Origin of the sequence: Streptomyces sp. NPDC006335 (assembly GCF_040612795.1) — a bacterium.
In the GTDB taxonomy this organism is placed as follows: domain Bacteria; phylum Actinomycetota; class Actinomycetes; order Streptomycetales; family Streptomycetaceae; genus Streptomyces.
Genome location: NZ_JBEXQX010000017.1, coordinates 1 through 20,236, shown reverse-complemented (window position 1 = coordinate 20,236; position 20,236 = coordinate 1). Strand labels below are relative to the sequence as shown.

The window sequence follows — 20,236 nt, the reverse complement described above, 5'->3', positions numbered from 1 at the left end:
TTGCGTCTCGCACCGTCAACAGGGCCTCGGCGGGCAGGCCATCGCGGCCTTCGCGGGCCGTGCACGGCGAGATGGTCTCCACCCGTCGGTCGAGAGGGCACTTACTCGTCGGCGCCTCTCAGGCCCGGCAGGGCACCGTGGGCGCCTGCCGGCCCGGGCCCCTGAACACGGTGTGACTTCATCGACGATCGCATGTGAGCGACACATGTCCGGCGCTGATCGCCGCGCGTCACCGCCTTGACGAGTGATGTAACAACTGCCATGATTGCGTCACCGCTTCAACTGGTGACGCAAAATCTGCCGGACAGCAGGCATCCCAGGACCCTCCGACCCAGATGGGGAGTATCAGCCGTGGCAGTCAGCTACACCGCTGTTGTAGACGTCGACGGAGAAGGCCGGAACGGCGGGCACGTCCGCTCCTCCGACGGTCTCCTGGAGACCGGCCTCGCTCTCCCCAAGGAGCTGGGCGGCGCCGGCACCGCGACCAATCCCGAGCAACTCCTGGCAGCCGGCTGGGCCGCCTGCTTCCTCGGCGCCCTGCGACGTGCGGCCACCACGCGCAAGATCCGGCTCACGAGCACGACCATCACCGCCGAGATAACCCTCACCCACGGCGACGACGGCGAGTTCTCCCTCTCCGCGGTCCTCAGCCCCGTCCTCGGTGGCGTCGACCAAGCGACCGCACAGGAACTCGCACAGGCCGCCCATCAGATCTGCCCGTACTCCAAGGCCACGCGCGACAACATGCCGGTCACCATCAACGCCGTCGCCGCCTGACCCCCTGACCGGCGGGTCCCGTGTTCCCCCGCACGGGGCCCGCCCCCCAAGCCGCACCCGCACCGCCGATCGAAGAGCGAGGGCAGGACATGGCCGCCACGACGCACACCCACGTACGGATCGCCTCCCGACCGCGCTCGGATCGTGACCGTGTCAGCGAGCGACCGCCCCGGAACGCAGCGCGGCCCGCGGAAACGGACTGGCCGACCGACACGCAGATGTGGAACTGGGCGGAGAGCGCTGCCCTCGCGGGATACGGCCCGTCCGCCCCCGACGTCCTCTGACCCCAGGACAGCGGTGACGTTGACCGGGTCGGACCCGGTTCGAGGCGTCGTACCGTGTCGGCACCTCATCGGCCTGCGGAGTCGTCATGGCGGCGGTGCAGACACCGGCGCCGCGCACGCCCGTCCACCCGAGTGCCGGCCACTGCGACCGTTTCCGGGGGAGGGGAGCTCCGTACACGCGAGCCGTCCGTCAGGTGCTCCGGCTCGGACGGCGAAATGGCTCAAGGGACCCCAGAGCAGGACCCGACAAACACACCGTCAGGTGACCGAGGCCGCACATGTCGATCGCGGCCGACGCTGAGCGCCGGCACCCGCCGGGTGCCCAGGACGAACATCGAAAGCGAGATCGCAGCAATGGACATGAAGCTCGAAGTCGTCATCCTGCCCGTCTCCGACGTGGACCGGGCCAAAGGCTTCTACGTGGAGCAGCTCGGCTGGCGCCTCGACGCCGACTTCCCGATCAACGACGGCTACCGGATCGTGCAGGTGACCCCGCCCGGCTCCGCCTGCTCGGTCATCTTCGGCGAGGGCCTCACCCGGCAGGAGGCGGGCACGCTCCACGGCCTCCAACTGACCGTCACGGACATCCTCGAGGCCCAGAAGGAGCTGACCTCCCGCGGTGTGGAGGTGTCCGGCCCGTTCCGCGACGAGACCGGCGCCTTCCACCACGCCGGTGACACCCACCGGGTGCCTGGCGTGCACCCCGAGCGGGCCAGCTACGGCACCTTCGCCGCCTTCAAGGATCTCGACGGCAACGAATGGTTCCTGCAGGAGGTCACCGAGCGCGCACCCGGCCGCTGAGCCCCGTCCCGGGATCGGCAGGTCGTCGTCGCTGCCAACTTCGTCGGACCGGGCGTCGCCGAGCTGCTGTACGGCCACCGTCGCCGTGACCTGGGAGGTCGACCTCCTGGAGAGCGGGGCGCGGAGTCTCGACGGCGACCGCTTGCTGCCGGGGCCTCCCGTGCCGACCGGTGACCACCTGCTGGACGAGGCGGCAGCCTCACTCACCCGGCGGGAGCCGCCGCCCGCACCGTCCTCATCGACTCACCCGCCCGCCGCGACGCGGAGGAGCCGGACGAGGCCGCCGGAAGCCACACTGGTGACGCGGTTACGACCGTGCTGGCCGCGGTCGGTGACGCGGTGACGACAACGTACGGCGCCCGTACGAAACCTGTGAGCGAGGTGTCACGCCTGTCACGCCTGTGCCCGCACATGTGTGCCGATGCTCTGGGTTCCACCGCCGTGGTGGGGCCTCCAGGGCAACCGTCGGCCGATCGACCGTCGTCCACGTCAGTCGGAGTCCCTCTCGACGAGGGTGTACATGACGGAATGCTGCTGCTTGTGGCGCCGGATACGGCCCTTGGCGACCAGGGCCTCAAGGGTGTTGCGCACGACCTGCGGGGTGGGGTTGCGGTCCGGGTGCTTCTCCAGGAGTTCGTCCCGCAACTCCTTTGCCGGACGCGGTTCCTCGTACCGGCCGAGCAGCTCCGCCAACAGGTCGCCGAGCAGAGGCTGGTGTGACTTCCCCTTCGCACCGGTCTTCGCCGTAGTGACGGCCGTGGCTTTCTTGGCGGTCTTGGCGGTCCTGGTCGGCGTGGAGCGTCCCGCGGCGGCTCCGACCGGCGCCTGCTTCGCCTTTGCGACGGTCGGCTCGTCCTGCACCTGCTCGGGCAGACGGGTCGCGTCCGTGAACCCCTCGTACCGCTCGGCGAGGTTGAGGATGTCCGTGAGAAGGGCCTCCTCCTGCTTCAGGACGGTGATCTTCTCCGCCAACTCCTTCTGTCGCCGGCGGTTCTCCTCCAGATCCGATGCGGCTTGTGCGATGTACCGCGATCGGAGCGTGGCGGCTGATTGGCTGGTCACAACCGTTCACTCCCTCCATATGAATGACGCTGCGCATGGTACCCACGCTCCAGAGGCCTGTGCGGACGAGTGTCAACACATAGGCGCGGATGTGCCTATGCATAGGGGAGGGAGGGTTCTTTCGCCCGCGACGGCCCTCGGGCTGCTCGACGGGGATCAACCCGTCTCTTCAGCAACATCCTTGGCTGCGAGATCTGAGCCGAGATACGTGTGTGTCTCGGTGACGGACGGCCTCGCGCAACGGCCGTCCGTGATCCTCCGAGGGGTCAGCGGGCGGCCGCGGTGGTGGGCGCGGACTTCTTCCGGGCGCGGTACGCCGCGGCCTTGATCTTGTTGCCGCAGGACTCCATGCCGCACCACTGGCGCCGCATGCCCCGGGAACGGTCGATGTAGACCCGGGTGCACTCGGGGTTGCCGCACTCCTTCATCAGAGGCACGTCGGGGCCGCTGAGCAGCTCCACGGCCTGGCGGGCGACGGTGGCCAGGGCCTGCTCGGGCGTCGCGTCGGTGTGCCGGCCCGCGCGGGTGAGCTGCGGCGTCGCGGGCGCCTTGCGCGCGGCGGCGTTGAGCACGGCGAGTGCCTCCCGGTCGAACTCCTCGCCGAGCCGACGGTCGGTGACGAGCCGGTAGATGGCCTCGCGTACGGTCGTGGCCTCCTGGACGTCGTCCTCCTTACCGGGGGTGATCGTGTCCACCAGCCCGGCCTCCAGGTACCAGGCGTTCAGGCGCTCCGGCGTCACGAACATCTCGAACCGGGTCGAGCGTCGGGCCCGGAGCGTGGCCGCGAAGTCGAGAGCCGGGTGCCCGCATACGAAGACATGGTCAAGATTCACATCACCATCTTGACAGGTGACTCAAGTCGTTGCAAGAACCGTCACCCCTCCAACCGGTTTGCGTCGACGATGTGCGTCCGCCAGTCATGCGGGCCGGATGCGACTGTCCTGGTCAGTGCTCTAGGGAGGGGAGCGGTGGCGCTCCCTCCTGATGCGCCGCTCCCGGTTTCAGGCGGAGTTCGCGACCCTGCCAGCGGCGGCGCAGCCAGCGGTCGTGGCTGGCGACGACGATCGCGCCCGGGCCGGGGCCCAGGGCGGCCTCCAGTTCGTCGCACAGGGCGGGGGAGAGGTGGTTGGTGGGCTCGTCGAGGAGGAGGAGCTGCGGCGGACGGGCGACCAGGAGGGCCAGCGCCAGGCGCCGGCGCTGGCCCACGGACAGGTGGCCGACCGGCTTGTCCAGATCCGCCTCGTGCAACAGGCCGAGCGAGCCCAGCGGCACCTTCTCGGCCCGCCGGGCACCCAGGGCCTGCTCGTAGGTGTCGCGGACGGTGCGGCCGGGGCGTTCGAACGAGGTGTCCTGCGTGAGCAGCCCCACCGTCAGCCCGCGCCGCCGGTGCACCTCGCCCTCGGCCGGCAGACGTCCGGCCAGTACGGCGAGGAGCGTCGACTTGCCCGCGCCGTTGCCGCCCGTGACCAGCAGCCGGTCGGCCGGTGAGATCGCCAGGCCGCCCACCGAGAGCCGCCCCGGGACCCGTAGGCCGTGCAGTGACACCAGGGGACCGGCACCCTCCTCGCCGTACGCGGCCAGCTCCCCGGCCGCGAACCGCAGCGGGCGCGGCGGCTCGCCGACCCGGGTGCGCTCCAGCTCCTCCAGACGCCGTGTGGCGTTGCGGACCCGGCGCGAGATCTGGCTCTGCACCCGGCCCGCCCGGTGCCCGTAGCCCATCTTCTCGTTGTCGGTACGGCCCCGGTCCGGGGCGACCCGGTGCGCCGTCACGCCCACCGCCTGCCGCAGCTCCGCCAACTCCTCCTGTTCCTCGGCGTACCGACGCTCCCAGCGCTCCCGTTCGGCGCGCTTCTCCGCGAGGTAGGCGCTGTAGCCGCCGCCGTAGCGGACCGGTCCGTCCACCGCCGGGTCGAGGTCGATCAGGTCGGTGCAGGCGGCGTCGAGGAAGGCCCGGTCGTGACTGGCGGCGACCACGGTTCCGGGCAGGTTGCGGAGCTGCTCCTCCAGGAAGGCGGCGGCGCCGTCGTCGAGGTGGTTGGTCGGCTCGTCCAGCAGCAGCGCCGAGGGCCGCCGTACGAGCAGGGCGGCCAGGGCGAGGCGGCCGCGCTGCCCGCCGGACAGTGAACCGAGCGTGCGGTCGTGGCCGAGCTCGCCGAGTCCGAGCCCGTCCAGTACCAGGGCCGCACGGCGGTCGGCGTCCCAGGACTCGCGGTCCTGGGCCTGTTCCAGGCGCCTGCCGTAGGAGTCGAGGAGTTCCTGGTGGGCGGGATCGTCTTCGGGGACGCGGGCGAGTTCCGCGCCGAGCCGGTCCAACTCGGCGAGGTCCTCGCGGGCCTCGCGCAACGCCTCGTCCAGCACTACGGCGATGGTGGCCTCGGTGTCGTACGGCATCTCCTGGTGGAGGAATCCCAGGTCGGCGGGCCGGGTGACGCTGCCCGCGTCAGGGGCGTCCACGCCGGCGAGGACACGCAGCAAAGTGGACTTGCCGACGCCGTTCTCCCCGATCAGGCCGATGCGCCGGCCGGGGGCGGCGGTCAGGGAGATGCCGTCGAGGACGCGGCGGTCACCCAGGGTGCGGACGAGGTCGTGGGCGATCAGTGCGGGCTGCACAGGGGGCTGGGGCATGGGGAACCGTCCAACGTGTTCGGTGTTCGGCCCGCCGGGCATCGTGCCTCGGACGCGGGCCACGTCACACGTCAGCGGTTCACAATTCGGGCGCTCCCGTCTCCATGAGGCGGCCGTCGGCCAGCCGCAGCCACCGGTTCACACCGATCTCGGCGAGGAACCGCTCGTCGTGGCTGACCACCATGAAGGCGCCCTGGTAGGAGTTGAGCGCGCCCTCCAACTGGCCGGCGCTGACCAGGTCGAGGTTGTTGGTCGGCTCGTCGAGCAGCAGCAGGTGCGGGGCCGGTTCGGCGCACAGGACGCAGGCCAGGGTCGCGCGCAGACGTTCGCCGCCGGAGAGCACGCCGACGGGCAGGTGGGCGCGGGCGCCCCGGAAGAGGAAGCGGGCGAGCAGGTTCATGCGCTCCGCCTCCGGCCGTTCGGGTGCGAACGCGGCGAAGTTCTCCGCGACCGTGCGGTCCAGGTCCAGCAGGTCCAGGCGTTGCGAGAGGTAGGCGATCCGGCCGTCGCCGCGCTTGATGTCTCCGCCGTCCAGGGCCAGGTCGCCGGTGATCAAGCGCATCAGGCTGGTCTTTCCAGCGCCGTTGGGCCCGGTCAGCGCGATGCGCTCGGGGCCGCGGACGGTCAGGTCGATCCCGCCCGGGGCGAACACGTCCTTCTCGCCGAGCCGGACCCTCATCCCCTCCCCGATGAAGAGGTTCCGTCCTGCGGGCACCAGCGTGTCGGGCAGTTCCAGGGTGAGGCGCTGCTCGTCGCGCAGCGCGCGTCCGGCCTCGTCCAGACGGGCCTTGGCCTCGCTGACCCGGGAGGTGTGCAGGGTGCCGGACCTGCCCGCGGCCTCCTGCGCGCCGCGCTTCATGTTGCCCGCGAAGATCTTCGGCAACCCGGCGTTCTTCAGGTTCTTGGAGGCGTTGCTCATCCTGCGCTCGGCGCGTTCGCGAGCCTGCTGCATCTCCCGCTTCTCCCGCTTCAGCTCCTGCTCGGCGTTGCGGACGTTCTTCTCGGCGACCTCCTGCTCGGCCCGCACGGCTTCCTCGTACTCGGTGAAGTTGCCTCCGTAGAAACGGAGTTCGTCGCTGCCGAGTTCGGCGATACGTTCCATGCGGTCGAGCAGTGCGCGGTCGTGACTGACCAGCAGCAGGCAGCCGGTGAAGTCCGAGAGCACGTCGTGGAGCTTGTGGCGGGCCTCGGTGTCGAGGTTGTTGGTGGGCTCGTCGAGCAGCAGGACGTCGGGGCCCCGGAGCAACTGGGCGGCGAGGCCCAGGGAGACGACCTGGCCGCCGCTGAGCGTGCTCAGACTGCGGTCCAGCGTGAGGTCGGTGAGCCCCAGGCGGTCGAGCTGGGCGCGGGTGCGCTCCTCGACGTCCCAGTCGTCGCCGATGGTGGCGAAGTGCTTCTCGTCGACGTCCCCGGACTCGACGGCGTCCAGGGCGCGCACCACGTCGGCGATCCCCAGTACCTCGGCGACGGTGAGATCGCCGGTCAGGGGGAGGCTCTGCGGGAGGTAGCCGAGGGTGCCGGCCACGGTCAACGAGCCGGTGGCGGGCCGGAGTTCGCCGGCGAGCAGCCTGAGCAGGGTGCTCTTGCCGGAGCCGTTGGGGGCGACCAGGCCGGTGCGGCCGCTGGGCACGGTGAAGGACAGGTCCTGGAAGACCGGGGTGTCGTCGGGCCAGGCGAAGGAGAGGTTCGAGCAGACGATCGCGGCGTCGGACATGGGAGGCGACCTCGAGAGGACGGAGGGCAGAGCTGGTTACCTCTGCCCTGGGCAGACGTGGGAAAAGGGGTCGACGAAACGGACCACCTCAGCAGCGCTCCCCAGCGCCGGCCGGTGGCCGTCAGATCCGGATCTCACCCGGAGATGTCGTCTTCACCCACCACGTCTGTGACTCCTCGATCAACGGTCAACGTCTCCCCGAGTTTAACAGCCGCCGTTCCGTTCGATCGGCGTTTTCCCGTCTCGGACGACCTCATACGTGTGAGTGGGCGCACCGCTGTTGTTTGACAGCTCCGTGGGCAGGTGACAACATCGTCACCAGTTGAACCGGTGACGATGTCGCGCTTGCTCAGCAGGGGCCGCGCATGTCGGAAGGAGCGCACGCCATGGCGGACAGATCGAGACCGGGACCGAGGGCCGGGGGTGCACCGGTGGGGCGGCGGGCGATGCTGGGCATGCTCGGAGCGGGCGCGGCGGGGCTCGCCGCCGCGCCGTACCTCCAGCGCGGCTGGGAGAACTTCCTGGCCGCCGCCTCGGAGGCCGACGCGACGGGCCTGACCGGCCTGCTGCCCAACCCTGGCGGCTTCCGCTTCTACAGCGTCGTCGGCTCGGTCCCGCACAAGGACGAAACGAACTACGCGCTCACGGTCGGCGGACTGGTGGAACGGCAGAAGACCTACACGCTCGACCAGTTGCGTGCGCTGCCGCAGACCCGGGTCGTCCACGACGTGGTGTGCACCGACGGCTGGCGTGTCGAGAAGACGCCGTTCGGCGGGGTGAAACTCGCGGACCTCCTCGACGACGCCGGGGTGCGCTCCCCGGGCGCCGCGATCCGCTTCACCTGCTTCGACGGCGCCTACAGCGAGAGCCTCACCCTGGACCAGGCGCGCCGCTCGGACGTCCTGGTGGCGCTCACCATGCAGGACAAGCCCATCACCCACGCGCACGGCGGCCCGGTCCGCCTCTACGTGGCACCCATGTACTTCTACAAGTCGGCCAAGTGGCTGTCCGGCGTCTCGGTCACCGACAAGGTCGTTCCCGGCTACTGGGAGGAGCGCGGTTATGCGGTCGACGGCTGGCTCGAGGGAGCCGACCGGCGCGGCGACGCGGCCTGAACGCGAGGGCCGGATACGCCGTTTCAGCACCGCCGAGCGGCTGGTCCACCGGGCCACAGGCTGTCTGATGCTGCTCTGCCTGATCACCGCCGCCTGCCTCTATCTCGGACCACTGGCACAACTCGTCGGACGACGGCACCTGATGGTCACGGTGCACGAGTGGTCCGGCATCACACTGCCCGTGCCCTTCCTGCTCGGCCTCCTCTCTCCCGCCTTCCGTGCGGACCTGCGCCGCCTCAACCGCTTCGCGGTGTACGACCGCCAGTGGCTGCGCGCCGTCCGCAGGCGCCGTACCTCGCCCGAAGCGCGCCCGGCCGGCAAGTTCAACGCGGGTCAGAAGCTCTACGCGGGCTGGATCGCCGGTGCCGTGCTGGTGATGATGTTCACCGGCCTGCTGATGTGGTTCATGGGGCTGCTGCCCCTCATCTCCCGCACCAGCGCGATCTTCGTCCATGACCTCCTGGCGTGGGCGATCACCCTCGTCCTCCTGGGCCACATGCGCAAGGCGTTCGAGGACCCCGAGGCGCGGTCGGGGATGCGCACCGGATACGTCAGTCTCTCCTGGGCGCAGCGGTACCACTCGCGCTGGCTGCGCGAGGAGCGGGTGACTGGCGGTGCGGCGGACGCGGCGGACCGTCGAACGGCCTGACACGTCCGTGGCAGCGTGCCAACCTGCGGCCAGGGCGAGAAGTCCACATCTGTCTCCCCGCCGACCTCGCCCCGCACACTATCGTCACCGGCTTAACAGGTGATAGATTTCGACCAGTCCTCGGCCCGCCATGTGTGCCCTGCACATGTGTCGCCCATGGCCGGACACACCCCTTACTTCTTCCTGGATGGGAACCTCATGAGACGACTTCTGACTGTCCTCGCGGCCGGTGTGCCGCTGGCCGCGGCGGTGTACCTGCCGACCGCCTCGGCGGAGACCAAGGACGCTTCCGCCGCCACCTCGTCCGCCTGCGCGGCGCCGTCCGTGAAGGCCCCGGCCGGCACCCAGGTGGAGTCCGTGACGGCGGTCAGCCAGGAGGGCGGCACCATCGCCGGCACAGGGGTCCTCGGCGGTTCGGTCTCCGGCGTCCCGGCCTACTGCGAGGTCACGGTCACCCTCACCCACCCCGGGGACGACGACCACGCGAAGGTGCGGACCTGGCTGCCGGTCAGCGGCTGGAACGGCCGCTTCCAGGGTCTCGGCGGCGCCGCCTACCTGGCCGGTGACAACAACGTCGGCCTGGGCACAGCGGTCAAGAGCGGCTACGCCGCCGTCAGCACGGACGCCGGTGTCGGCGACGCCCTCGACACGGGCTGGGCGCTGAACAGTGCGGGACTGGTCAACACCGCCCTGCTGAAGAACTTCGCCTCCCGCTCCCAGCACGAGGCTGCGGTCGTCGGCAAGGAGGTCGTCGACGCGGTCTACGGCAAGCGTCCCGCGTACTCGTACTTCACCGGCTGTTCCACCGGTGGACGCCAGGGCTACATGGAGGCCCAGCGCCACCCCGACGACTACGACGGCATCCTCGCCGACGCCCCCGGCGTCAACTGGGACGAGTTCGAGGTCGCCACCCTGTGGCCGCAGGTCGTCATGAACAACGAGAAAACCTATCCGTCCCAGTGCGAGTTCACCGCCTTCACCGACGCCGCCGTCAGGGCCTGTGACTCCCTCGACGGGGTCAAGGACGGCCTGGTCAACGACCCCGCCCGGTGCGACTTCGACCCGCGTCGACTCATCGGCACCAAGGTCCTGTGCGAGGGGAAGGAGCTGACCGTCACAGCGGCCGACGCCGGCGTCGTACGCAAGATCTGGGACGGCCCGCGCACGGCGTCCGGCAAGAAGCTCTGGTACGGCGTCCCGGTCGGCGCCGACATCTGGGCCCTGGCCGCGCACACCGCCCCCGACACCGACGGGAACGTCGTTGGCTCGCCCTTCCCGGTACCCGCCGCCTGGCTCAGGCTCTGGGTGGCCAAGGACCCGTCCCTCGACCTCTCCACGATCACCTACAGCCGGTTCACGCAGTTGTTCAAGCAGTCGCGCGCCGAGTACGACAAGGTCATCGGCACCGACGACCCGGACCTGTCGGGCTTTCACGCGTCCGGTGGCAAGTTGCTGACCTGGCACGGCGAAGCCGACCAGTACATCCCCGCCCGGGGCACCGTGCAGTACCGCCAGAAGGTCGAGCGGGAGCTGGGCGGCACCAGGAAGGTCGACGACTTCTACCGTCTCTTCCTCGCCCCGGGGACCAACCACTGCGGTCTCAACGGCCTCGACGGCTCGGCGGACGGCCTCGCCGCGCTGACCGCGTGGGTCGAGCACGGCAAGGCACCCAGGACCCTGCCCGCCACGCTGGTCGACGACCAGGGGCAGAGCGTCTCCCGCGACCTGTGCAGCTACCCGCAGGTGTCCGGCTACAAGGGCCACGGCGACCCGGCCGTCGCCTCCACCTTCAAGTGCGTCTCCCCGTCGCGGCATTGACCGGGCGGACGACGACCGACCGACCTGAGAAAGGCCGAACCATCATGAGCACCCGGACATCGGCCCCCGCACCCGCGGCGGCCACGGACGAACGCTCCTCCCTGCTGAGGCTGTACCTGAGCCGCGGTGTCCTCGCCCTGGCCTGGGCCCTGGCGTTCGCCGGCGCCCACGAGGACATCGATCCCGTGGCGCTCACCCTCCTGGTCGCCTACCCGCTGATCGACGCCGTGTCCTCGCTGATCGACCACCGGGCCACCCCGAACGGTTCCGAGCGCCGGGTCCTTGCTTTCAACGGAGCCCTCAGCACACTCGCCGCCCTCGCGATCGGCATCGCCGGTGCCGGAGGTGTGTCACCCGTGCTCCATGCGTTCGGCGCCTGGGCGATCGTCTCCGGAGCTGCTCAGGTGTTCGTCGGACTGCGGCGGCGCGGTCCCGAACTCGGCAAGCAGTGGCCGACCCTGATCTCGGGCACCCTGTCCTTCCTCGTCGGCATCACCTACAACATCCAGGCCGCGGGCGAAAACCCCTCGCTCGACGTGCTGTCGGTGTACGCCACGGGTGGCGGAGTGTGGTTCATCCTCCAGGCGTTGCTGCTGGCCTGGAAGTCCCGCCGGCTGCGCGGCGCTCGGACCATGTGACTCGCTCACACCTCGTCACATCGCCCCGCGGCCTTCGAGGCTGCGGGGCTGCGGGGCGATGTGCGTGCGGAGCCGTCGTCGCAAGTGGCGCTGGACGGCTGTGGCCCGGCGAGAAGCTGCCCGCGCAGGTCGTCCCAAGCAGAGGTGTACAGCCTGCCGCAGGTACGTGGAGGACGAGTGGCGCCTGAACAGGGGGAGTCGGCTCGGCAGCGGTAGAGGTACATGGCCGTCGGCGGCGGCCGTGGCCGTGGGAACGGGCGACGACGCCCTGGAGGTCCGGCTGTAGCTCGTCGGATCGGGACCTTCCGGTGCGTCCCTCGCGGACGGATCGCGGAGAGGGCGTAAGCGCCCCCGCCGAGTGACCACCGGTTCCGTGGGCAACGGCGGCGGATGGACGGCGAACCCCCGACGAGGCCTGTGTGAGACCCCGCCTGAAGCCCCAGCAGGAGAAGCGCTTCGACACGCAACTTTTCGAAACCCGATGCAGGTTCCAAACGGATCAGCCCGTTCTCAGCAGCGTCGGGTTGCGCTAGGCTCCGGCCGCATGTCGAAGCGCTTCGACGATGACGTCTTCGACGCAGGGGGCAGGCCTTTCGACTCAATGGAGAGTTCTATGCCGAGTTCAGCCGGTTTCACTCGCCGCCAGGTCATGACGACCACCGCGGCCCTCGCCGCCACGGCGTTGTCCATCCCGACGGCCGCCCAGGCCGCCGCCCGGCCCACCGGTTCCGCCGGGTCGGCGTCCGCGCTGGACGTCGTCGCGCACATGCAACCGGGCTGGAATCTGGGCAACAGCTTCGAAGCCATCGGCGCCGACGAGACGGCGTGGGGCAACCCTCGGGTGACCCAGGCGTTCTTGCGCCGGGTGAAGGCACAGGGCTTCAAAAGCATCCGGATACCGGTGACTTGGGGCCAGCACGAGGGCCCCGCTCCCACCTACACCCTCGACCCGGCGTTCCTGGCCAGGATCAAGCAGGTGGTCGACTGGGCCCTGGCCGAGGGCTTCTACGTTCTGATCAACATGCACGGCGACGCGTGGCAGTGGGTGCCGAACATGCCGACCCAGCACGACACGGTCCTGGCGCAGTACACAGCCACCTGGCAGCAGATCGCGGCCACCTTCCGGGACGCATCGCGCCGACTGCTCTTCGAGAGCATCAACGAGCCCTTCTTCAACGGCAGTTCCGGCGACCAGCAGAACGCCGTTCTGATGAACGAGCTCAACACGACCTTCCACTCCGTCGTCCGCGCGACCGGCGGAGGCAATGCCGACCGCCTGCTCGTCATGCCGACGCTCGGGGACACCCCGGATCAGCCCAAGATCGACACCCTGCTGGCCACGTTCGCAGCGCTGGACGACCCGAACCTCGTGGCCTCGATCCACTACTACAGTTTCTGGCCCTTCAGCGTGAACCTCGCCGGCTACACGACCTTCAACGCGGCCACCCAGCAGGACCTGACCGACACGTTCGACCTGCTGCACAGGTCCTTCGTGGCCAAGGGGATCCCGGTCGTCGTAGGTGAGTACGGGCTGCTCGGCTGGGACTCCGGCCCCGGCACGGTCGAACAGGGCGAGACGCTCAAGTACCTTGAGTATCTCGGCTACTACGCGCGCTACCGGGGCTTGACCACGATGCTGTGGGACAACGGCAGTCGCTTCAACCGCCGCACCCTGCAGTGGAACGACCCGAGCCTCTACGCGCAGATACGTTCCAGCTGGACCGGGCGCTCCGGCACGGCGTCCACCGACCAGCTCTTCGTGCCCAAGGGCAAGACCCCGACGGACGCGACGATCACGGTGAACCCCAACGGCACCAGGCTGATGAGGATCGATGTCGGCACCCGCCCCCTGATCCGGGGCGTGGACTACACCCTCAGCGGCAACACCCTCACCGTCGCAGCGGCGACGCTCACTCGGCTGACCGCAGCACAGGAGTACGGCACGAATGCCGTCCTGTCCCTCCGGTTCACGGAAGGAATTCCTTGGGCCGTCAACGTCATCACCTATGAGAAGCCGGTGCTGACCGGTGCGACCGGTACGACGACCTCGCTGGTGATACCCACCGCGTTCAACGGCGACAAGCTGGCGACCATGGAAGCCGTCTACGCCGACGGCACCGCCGCCGGTCCGCAGTCCTGGACGACGTACAAGCAGTTCAACGTGGCCTTCACACCGGACTACACCGCAGGCACGATCACTTTGCCGACCGCGTTCTTCGGCGAGGTCACGGACAACTCCACCGTGACCCTCACCTTCCACTTCTGGAGCGGGGCGATCGTGAAGTACACGCTGACCAGGTCCGGCACCGCGGTCACGGGCAGTGCCTGAGAACGGCAGTGTTCTCCGTACCAGGACCTGATGCGGAGGCGCCACCATGTACGGGCGCCCCCGCATCCCTGGAGGGAGGAGTGGTTCGTAGACGATGCCGGAGGTGGGGGGATGGTCAGCGCTGTCGTAGGAGCGCCTGGTGGCTCCCGGCGCTTTGGGCGTGACTGCCCTGTGGATACGGGCTTGCTGCGAGCCGGTCGCCGTGCACTTGTGGCCAACCGCCGTCGGGGTCGTACACCTCGCGACCGACAACCGGACAGTCGTATTCATGTGCGGCGAGTAGATCCTATGATCACTCCGCCGCAGCGCCCCGCTGCGGCCGCACACGCCTCCGAGACAGGCCGAAGACGATGACGAGCACCACCCGCAGAGCTCCCCGCATCCTTGCCCGCTCCGCGCAGGCGGCGACAGCGGCCGCCGCCGTGGCGGACGTGTTCCGCGCGACGGCTGTCCGGGATGACTACCTCCGCCAGACGGATGAGTCCCTGCACGAGTCGGGTTTCATCTCCATGATCTTCGTCTATCTGATGACCCTTGCGATCGTGCTGTTCCTCGTATGGCTCGCCCGGTCCCGGCGCAACGCCCAGGAGCTGTCCCCTCGGGCCTCGGTCCCGAGTCGGGGCTGGACGATCGGCGCGTGGTTCATACCGGTGGCCAACTTGTTTGTCCCACGCCGGATCCTCCTCGACATCGGGCGCGCGAGCTCCGCGTCCTGGAGGCAGAAGCGAGACGCGACACTGGTGAATCTGTGGTGGGTCGCCTGGGTCACGCACACGGTGGTGCTCGTGGTGGGGGGTCGGGTGGCCCCGGGGTCGATGGCCTTCCTCGTAGTGGCGGAGGCGCTCATGATCGCGGCGGCCGTGCTGCTTGGGCTCGTCATCGAGCGCATCACCGCCTTGCAGAGCGCCGCGCTCGGCGACACCGTCCCGGCCGTACCTCTCGCACAGGCGTGAGGCGTTTCTCCCAGGCATCTCCCCACAGCGGCGAGAGGTGCCGCGCGTGACCGGCGATGGTGAGGCGGGCGTGGGCTTCACCGACCGTAGGGCTGCTTGCCAACTCCCTTGCCGGACGCGCGCGCCGAGGAGATCGGCACATCGCCGAGCCGTCGGCCACATCGGCGCCGTAGCCGGAGTCGACGATCCCCTGCCACCCGCCACGCCCGTCGTCATGACCGTGGACCAGCCTCGGGGTCAGCAGGATGCCGCCCACCTCAAGGGTGCCGACGACGCCGAGCGCACCGCGGAACACCTCGCTGCGCGCCCGGTTGAGGCGCCTGGGCGGTCGAAAATCTCAGGTGATCTGGTCCCTGGTGTCTGCATACTGACTGTCGTCTGAGTTGATCTGGTCTGCTTCCGGCGTCCCGTACTGCACCAGGGGAAGGCTTGCGAGAATGTCCATGCACGATGACCAGGTGGACGTGACCACTGAAATCGTTGCGACCTTGGTCCAGGAACAGTTTCCTCAGTGGAGCGACAAGGCGGTCCAACCTCAGTCGTCGACCGGGACGGTCAACGCCGTCTTCCGCATTGGGAACGATCTTTCTGCGCGTTTCCCACTGCGTCTGGCCGATCCCGCAGAGGCACTGGCAGTTCTGGAACAGGAGATCCAGGCGAGCGCGGAGCTGGCACAGGTGTCTCGGTTCCCCGTCCCGGAACCCGTCGCCCTGGGAAAGCCGGGAGCGGGTTACCCCATGACGTGGTCGGTCCAGACGTGGCTACCAGGAACAGTCGCCTCTGACGCCGACCCGAGTGGGTCGGACGCCTTTGCCGAGGACCTTGCGGCCTTCGTCGCAGCTCTGCGGGGCGCCGAGACGCGAGGGCGGGTTTTCAGCGGCGACAACCGTGGCGGTGTCCTCGCGCACCATGACGATTGGATGGCGAAGTGCTTCGAGGAGAGCGAGGAGTTGCTCGACGTGCCGCGGCTGCGCCAGGTGTGGAGCCACTTTCGGGAGTTGCCACGTACGGGTACCGATGTGATGAGCCATGGTGACTTGATTCCCGGCAACGTACTGGTCTCAGGAGACCGGCTCAGCGGCGTACTCGACACCGGCGGCTTCGGGCCCGCCGACCCGGCGCTGGATCTGGTCAGTGCCTGGCATCTGCTGCAGTCGGGCCCGCGGGAAGTCCTCCGGCGGACACTGGGCTGTGACGATCTGGAGTGGGAGCGCGGCAAGGCGTGGGCGTTCCAACAGGCGATGGGTCTTGTCTGGTACTACGTCGAGAGCAACCCGACGATGAGCAGAATGGGGCGCCGGACACTCGACCGCATCTTGGCGTCGATGGAGTGATATCACCCCGATCGAGGGGCATGAGCCGAGCGGTCGCGGACCGTCCTTCGCCGCCGCCCCCGTTGCCCGCCGCGTCGCGGTTGCGGAGCCCGGCATCGGCACCCCCGGTCCACGGTGGCTAGCAGCCGGCAGTCGAAGTGCTCCATCCCTAGATGATCAATTCCGAGGGACGCTCACGGAGGACTCGTGGTGGGCGGCGGCCGAAACCACCGCGAGACGGTCAGGCGGCGGGCTACCGGCCCTGGTTGGCGGGGTGGCAGCGAGCGGTCAGGCGTCAGGGTCGACTTCGGGGTGGGTGAACCGCACGGGCTTGCCCAGCGCCCGGGCGTAGGCGATCTCGGTTCGGGTGCTGTCTCCGATGTAGTCGCCGACTACGAGCACCTCATCAGCGAGCCGGATCTTCGCCCGGTGCAGATCGTCGAGTCGAACCTTCAGCGCCTCGGCCTCTACGGGATCGGACCAGAGTTCGTGCGGCGACTTCATGTCACAGCCCGGTTTGACGACGATCTTTCCGGCTTTGGTCTCCCGCAGATCCGCCTCGTTCATCTCGGTCATGAAGCGGGTGGAGCCGCAGATAACGACGATGCGCGGGAGGTTCAGCAGCCTCTTCGCGTCGGCGAGCTTCTCCTCGGGGGTGAGCAGTTGCGGGTGTGACACTGGTTCCTCCTGGTGGTGTGGTCCAAGGGGTGCCTGCGGAGACGAGAACGAAGGTGTCCAAGATCGTTTTCTGGCGAACGACATGGACACCCTCCCGACAGCACTCTAAGACGTCGTTTCCCCTGGTGACGGCGGTAGCCGATGAGGGCTGCGGCTACGCCGACGAAGGTCAGGAAGTGCTCGGCTTTGCGCTCGTAGCGGCGGTGCAGCCTTCGGCATCCGGCGAGCCAGGAGACCGTTCTCTCGACGACCCAGCGGTGTCGGCCAAGCCACGTGGACGACTCGATGCCCTTGCGGGCGATGCGGTGGCGAATGCTGCGCCCGCGAAGCCATTTCCGCAGGTGGCCGTAGTCGTAGCCCTTGTCGGCATGGAGCTGGGCCGGACGTCGCCGAGGGGTCCGCGGCGGGAGCGGATGGGCGGGATTCCACGAACGAGCGGCTGCAGTCCGCGGCTGTCGCGCATGTGGCCGCCGGGGATCCCTAGCGACAGCGGCATGCCACCCCGGTCGGTGATCAGGTGAACTTTCGCCCCTGCCTGCCACGGTCGGTCGGCTTCGGTCCAGTCAGTGGCCCCTTTTGTAGCTCGGACGCTGACGGAGTCGATCACGCACCGCGACCAGTCCAGCTCACCCCGAGCGCCGAGCTCGGCGAGGATGAACCGGTGCGGCCTGGCCCAGACCCGGTTCCGGCTCCGCTGGGCGAAGCGCCGGTAAACCGTGGGCCAGGCCGGCCCGAACACCGGCGGCAACTGCCGCCACGTGCAGCCGGATCTGGCCACGAAGACGATCGCCGCCAGGCATTCGCGGTCTCCGGCCCGCCGTCGCCCGCCGCCTTGCGGGCGTATGACCTCCGTCAGCCGCTCGATCAGATCCGTCATGCACGGCTCAACGAGCGATTCCGCGATCAGAAGCGACGTCCAGAACTCGTCGAAGACGTGTTCCAGACGTCGCTAAAGGCGACTTCAGCCTTCTGTGCGGCGAGATCGTTGGCGCCTACGGCTGCGGCCAGACGGCCTGATCAGCCGAGGTCAGGCGGCACTGCAGTGGTACCCCTGCGGCTGCACGCGTGCCATCGGGCCGGTTTCCCGCGTTGTTCAGGCGGATTCGAGGATCGGGCGTATCTCGACGGTCTCCGGGGTGGGGAGGCTCATGGCCAGTTCGAGGGCTTCCTCGCGGTCGGCCACGTCGACGATGAACCAGCCGCCGAGGGTCTCCTCGCCGGGGTGCGCGGGTCCCTCGGTCACGATCGATGTCCCGTCGGCCGCGCTGCGTACTGTCGCAGGGGCCGTGTGTTCGGTCTCCAGGGCGTCGCCGCCGACCAGCTTTCCGGCTGCGGCGAGTCCGCCGATCCAGCCTTCGTACTCCTTGCGGTACCCGGCCCGGTCGGCCTGGATCCTACGACGCGACTCGTCCGTCTCGAAGATCACGAGTGCGAATTTCATGGGAACTCCTCTCCGGTCGTCGTACGAGCGACCGCTGCTGATGGTGTGGGAAGGGGTGATTTTTTCAGGCGGTGCTGTCGGCCGAGGTGATGCGGGCAAGTGAACCTATCTCCAGTGCGGTCCACAGAGCGCCGTCGGGCCCGATGGCGATGCCGTGCGGTTCGGAACCTGGCGTGGGCAGGTCGTGACCGGTGACGGAACCGTCGGCGGTGAGCGTGCCGACGCGGTTGCCGCCCCATTCGGTGAACCAGACGGTGCCCTGTCCGTCGACGGTGACGGCGTGCGGGCGGGCGGCGCGGTCGGGCAGCGGGAACTCGTCGATCTGCCCGTCGGGTGTGATTCGGCCGATCTGACCTGCGGCGATTTCGGTGAACCACAGCGCGCCGTCGCGGCCCGCGGCGATCCCCACCGGTGCCGCCTCCGGCGTCGGCAGGGGGTGGAGGATGACCGTACCGTCCACGCCGATCCGTCCGATGGCGTTGGCCTGGTTGAGGGTGAACCACATCCCGCCGTCGCCGCCGGCGGTGATCGCCGAGGGGAAAGCGCCGGTGACGGGCAGCGGGAACTCGGTGATGCGGCCGTCGACGGTGATGCGGCCGATGCGGTCGGCAGTGGTCTCGGTGAACCACAGCGCGCCGTCAGGGCTCGCCGCGATGCCGAACGGCCCGCAACCAGGTGTGGGGATGTGGAATTCGTCGATCACGCCGTTGGTGGTGATCCGCCCGATCCGGTCCGCCCGGTACTCGGTGAACCACAGCGCACCGTCCGGGCCAGGGGTGATGACGGTCGGCCCGCAGTCGGGATCGAGCCGATGACTCGTCGGCTCCTCGCCGGGGACGAGGCGGCCGATCCGGCCGCTGTGGACGAGGGTGAACCACAGGGCGCCGTCCGGTCCCGTGGTGAGGGCGTAGGGCCCGGCCGTACCGTCGGCCACCGTGTGTTCTTCGATGAGCATCTGGGTCACATGACTCAATGGAACTTCCTTGCTTCCTGCTCGGTGGCGATGCGTTCGATGTCAGCCGGAGTTCCGGCCATGATGGTACGGGCGTGTTCGGCGACCAGGTCGCCGGGCCAGTCCCACCAGGCGGCGCGCCGCAGTCGCTCGACGTCGGCGTCGTCGAAGCGCTGCCGGATCGGTCGGCCCGGGGGTGCCGCCGACGATCGTGTAGGGCGGAACGTCGGTGGTGACCACGGCGCCGGCCGCGATGATGGCGTCGTCGCCGATCCGAACGCCGGGCATGACGGTCGCCCGGTATCCGAACAGACGTCGTTGCCGACGACTGTGTCGCCGCGGCTGGGCATGGCGGTGACGACGTCCAGGGTCTGTTCGGCCCACCGGCCGCGAACATGGTGAACGGGTACGTCGAGACGCCCATCGTCGGGTGCTCGGCGCCGGCCATCAGGAAGGTGGTGCCGGTGGCGATGGCGCAGTACTTGCCGATGACGAGGCGCTCCTGGCCGTGGGCGTAGAGGACGACGTGCGGCCAAGTGCCTGCGCCGGAGCCTTCCGGATACGACCCGTGGACCGGTTGCCCGAGCAAGATCAAGGGGCCCGGGGCCGGTCCGCGCGGAGGGATCACGTCCATGCTCTCGCGCAGGTCGCGCCGACATGGCGGGGGAGTCCAGGATCGCTGCGCAGCCCCCACAGCGAACCGGCACCGCACCGCGGGGGCGGCGACTTCTGAAGACAATCGTTTGATTGCTTCGGATTGGACAACCTTTGCCAGAGTCTGAACGTCCAAAGAACAACAGGAGACACGTTGTCTCCGTTTAGGGGGAGCGTTCATGCTCAAGGTGAGCATCGTGGTGCCCGTGTACAACGCGGGCCGTTATATCGACATGTGTGCGCCGTCGCTGTTAGGCCAGACGCTGGGGGAGGACGCGTACGAGATCATCTACGTCGATGACGGCTCGACCGACGACTCCGCGCAGCGGCTCGACGAATTGGCCGCCGAGCACGCGCAGGTGCGGGTGATCCATCAGGAGAACTCGGGCTGGCCGGGCAAGCCCCGCAACGTCGGGGTGCGGGAGGCGCGCGG

At 69.1% G+C, this 20,236-nt stretch carries 17 protein-coding genes and 2 pseudogenes; 10 read left to right on the top strand and 9 right to left on the bottom strand.

The window, feature by feature from the left end:
- Nucleotides 1-351: 351 nt before the first annotated feature.
- Nucleotides 352-777 carry an organic hydroperoxide resistance protein gene (locus ABZ098_RS34780; protein ID WP_356597724.1) on the top strand — a complete coding sequence of 142 codons (426 nt, stop codon included), beginning with the start codon at nucleotides 352-354 and terminating at the stop codon, nucleotides 775-777.
- Nucleotides 778-1,415: 638 nt separating this feature from the next.
- On the top strand, nucleotides 1,416-1,862 hold the full coding sequence (locus ABZ098_RS34775) for a VOC family protein (protein ID WP_356597723.1): 447 nt from the start codon (nucleotides 1,416-1,418) through the stop codon (nucleotides 1,860-1,862).
- Between the two features lie 489 nt (nucleotides 1,863-2,351).
- Here ABZ098_RS34775 and ABZ098_RS34770 read toward each other — a convergent pair whose 3' ends face one another.
- From ABZ098_RS34770 to ABZ098_RS34755, 4 genes are all read right to left on the bottom strand, one after another.
- Nucleotides 2,352-2,924: a hypothetical protein gene (locus ABZ098_RS34770; RefSeq protein ID WP_356597722.1), complete on the bottom strand. Its 573-nt coding sequence runs from the start codon at nucleotides 2,922-2,924 to the stop codon at nucleotides 2,352-2,354.
- A gap of 266 nt (nucleotides 2,925-3,190) precedes the next feature.
- Nucleotides 3,191-3,757, bottom strand: coding sequence for a CGNR zinc finger domain-containing protein (locus ABZ098_RS34765; RefSeq protein ID WP_356597721.1), 567 nt, complete (start codon nucleotides 3,755-3,757; stop codon nucleotides 3,191-3,193).
- Between the two features lie 112 nt (nucleotides 3,758-3,869).
- Entirely contained in the window at nucleotides 3,870-5,549 is a 1,680-nt protein-coding gene (locus ABZ098_RS34760; protein WP_356597720.1) for an ABC-F family ATP-binding cassette domain-containing protein, read from the bottom strand.
- A gap of 79 nt (nucleotides 5,550-5,628) precedes the next feature.
- Nucleotides 5,629-7,263: an ABC-F family ATP-binding cassette domain-containing protein gene (locus tag ABZ098_RS34755; protein WP_356597719.1), complete on the bottom strand. Its 1,635-nt coding sequence runs from the start codon at nucleotides 7,261-7,263 to the stop codon at nucleotides 5,629-5,631.
- A 386-nt stretch (nucleotides 7,264-7,649) separates the two neighbouring features.
- Between ABZ098_RS34755 and ABZ098_RS34750 the strand changes: the two genes are divergently transcribed.
- From ABZ098_RS34750 to ABZ098_RS34720, 7 genes are all read left to right on the top strand, one after another.
- Nucleotides 7,650-8,378, top strand: coding sequence for a molybdopterin-dependent oxidoreductase (locus ABZ098_RS34750; RefSeq protein ID WP_356597718.1), 729 nt, complete (start codon nucleotides 7,650-7,652; stop codon nucleotides 8,376-8,378).
- On the top strand, nucleotides 8,326-9,027 hold the full coding sequence (locus ABZ098_RS34745; RefSeq protein WP_356597717.1) for a cytochrome b/b6 domain-containing protein: 702 nt from the start codon (nucleotides 8,326-8,328) through the stop codon (nucleotides 9,025-9,027). The genes ABZ098_RS34750 and ABZ098_RS34745 overlap by 53 nt, the downstream gene beginning before the upstream one ends.
- Nucleotides 9,028-9,225: 198 nt before the next feature.
- Nucleotides 9,226-10,845 carry a DUF6351 family protein gene (locus ABZ098_RS34740; protein ID WP_356597716.1) on the top strand — a complete coding sequence of 540 codons (1,620 nt, stop codon included), beginning with the start codon at nucleotides 9,226-9,228 and terminating at the stop codon, nucleotides 10,843-10,845.
- Nucleotides 10,846-10,889: 44 nt separating this feature from the next.
- Nucleotides 10,890-11,483, top strand: a complete 594-nt coding sequence (locus ABZ098_RS34735; RefSeq protein WP_356597715.1) for a DUF308 domain-containing protein — start codon at nucleotides 10,890-10,892, stop codon at nucleotides 11,481-11,483.
- Nucleotides 11,484-12,096: 613 nt separating this feature from the next.
- A complete protein-coding gene (locus ABZ098_RS34730; RefSeq protein WP_356597714.1) occupies nucleotides 12,097-13,812 on the top strand; it encodes a cellulase family glycosylhydrolase in 1,716 nt (571 codons plus the stop codon).
- Nucleotides 13,813-14,162: 350 nt separating this feature from the next.
- Nucleotides 14,163-14,765: a DUF4328 domain-containing protein gene (locus ABZ098_RS34725; RefSeq protein WP_356597713.1), complete on the top strand. Its 603-nt coding sequence runs from the start codon at nucleotides 14,163-14,165 to the stop codon at nucleotides 14,763-14,765.
- A 437-nt stretch (nucleotides 14,766-15,202) separates the two neighbouring features.
- A complete protein-coding gene (locus ABZ098_RS34720; RefSeq protein WP_356597712.1) occupies nucleotides 15,203-16,099 on the top strand; it encodes an aminoglycoside phosphotransferase family protein in 897 nt (298 codons plus the stop codon).
- 267 nt (nucleotides 16,100-16,366) lie between these two features.
- Here the strand turns inward: ABZ098_RS34720 and ABZ098_RS34715 are convergent, their stop codons facing one another.
- From ABZ098_RS34715 to ABZ098_RS34695, 5 genes and pseudogenes are all read right to left on the bottom strand, one after another.
- Entirely contained in the window at nucleotides 16,367-16,756 is a 390-nt protein-coding gene (locus ABZ098_RS34715) for a hypothetical protein (RefSeq protein ID WP_356597711.1), read from the bottom strand.
- A 128-nt stretch (nucleotides 16,757-16,884) separates the two neighbouring features.
- Nucleotides 16,885-17,600: pseudogene (locus tag ABZ098_RS34710) on the bottom strand (IS5 family transposase); the annotation flags it as partial.
- Nucleotides 17,601-17,849: 249 nt separating this feature from the next.
- The gene (locus tag ABZ098_RS34705; RefSeq protein ID WP_356597710.1) at nucleotides 17,850-18,197 is read right to left on the bottom strand and encodes a YciI family protein; all 348 of its coding nucleotides are present in this window, start codon (nucleotides 18,195-18,197) and stop codon (nucleotides 17,850-17,852) included.
- Between the two features lie 64 nt (nucleotides 18,198-18,261).
- Nucleotides 18,262-19,152, bottom strand: coding sequence for a virginiamycin B lyase (locus ABZ098_RS34700; RefSeq protein ID WP_356597856.1), 891 nt, complete (start codon nucleotides 19,150-19,152; stop codon nucleotides 18,262-18,264).
- A 14-nt stretch (nucleotides 19,153-19,166) separates the two neighbouring features.
- Nucleotides 19,167-19,672: pseudogene (locus tag ABZ098_RS34695) on the bottom strand (DapH/DapD/GlmU-related protein); the annotation flags it as partial.
- 310 nt (nucleotides 19,673-19,982) lie between these two features.
- Between ABZ098_RS34695 and ABZ098_RS34690 the strand changes: the two are divergent.
- The coding region (locus ABZ098_RS34690; protein WP_356597709.1) for a glycosyltransferase at nucleotides 19,983-20,236 on the top strand (254 nt) is incomplete at its 3' end.

Coding starts and splice junctions, on each gene's coding strand:
- ABZ098_RS34775 (WP_356597723.1), top strand. CDS start 1,416: ATGGACATGAAGCTCGAAGTCGTCATCCTGCCCGTCTCCGACGTGGAC.
- ABZ098_RS34760 (WP_356597720.1), bottom strand. CDS start 5,549: ATGCCCCAGCCCCCTGTGCAGCCCGCACTGATCGCCCACGACCTCGTC.
- ABZ098_RS34755 (WP_356597719.1), bottom strand. CDS start 7,263: ATGTCCGACGCCGCGATCGTCTGCTCGAACCTCTCCTTCGCCTGGCCC.
- ABZ098_RS34750 (WP_356597718.1), top strand. CDS start 7,650: ATGGCGGACAGATCGAGACCGGGACCGAGGGCCGGGGGTGCACCGGTG.
- ABZ098_RS34745 (WP_356597717.1), top strand. CDS start 8,326: ATGCGGTCGACGGCTGGCTCGAGGGAGCCGACCGGCGCGGCGACGCGG.
- ABZ098_RS34740 (WP_356597716.1), top strand. CDS start 9,226: ATGAGACGACTTCTGACTGTCCTCGCGGCCGGTGTGCCGCTGGCCGCG.
- ABZ098_RS34735 (WP_356597715.1), top strand. CDS start 10,890: ATGAGCACCCGGACATCGGCCCCCGCACCCGCGGCGGCCACGGACGAA.
- ABZ098_RS34730 (WP_356597714.1), top strand. CDS start 12,097: ATGCCGAGTTCAGCCGGTTTCACTCGCCGCCAGGTCATGACGACCACC.
- ABZ098_RS34725 (WP_356597713.1), top strand. CDS start 14,163: ATGACGAGCACCACCCGCAGAGCTCCCCGCATCCTTGCCCGCTCCGCG.
- ABZ098_RS34720 (WP_356597712.1), top strand. CDS start 15,203: ATGTCCATGCACGATGACCAGGTGGACGTGACCACTGAAATCGTTGCG.
- ABZ098_RS34705 (WP_356597710.1), bottom strand. CDS start 18,197: ATGAAATTCGCACTCGTGATCTTCGAGACGGACGAGTCGCGTCGTAGG.
- ABZ098_RS34700 (WP_356597856.1), bottom strand. CDS start 19,152: ATGCTCATCGAAGAACACACGGTGGCCGACGGTACGGCCGGGCCCTAC.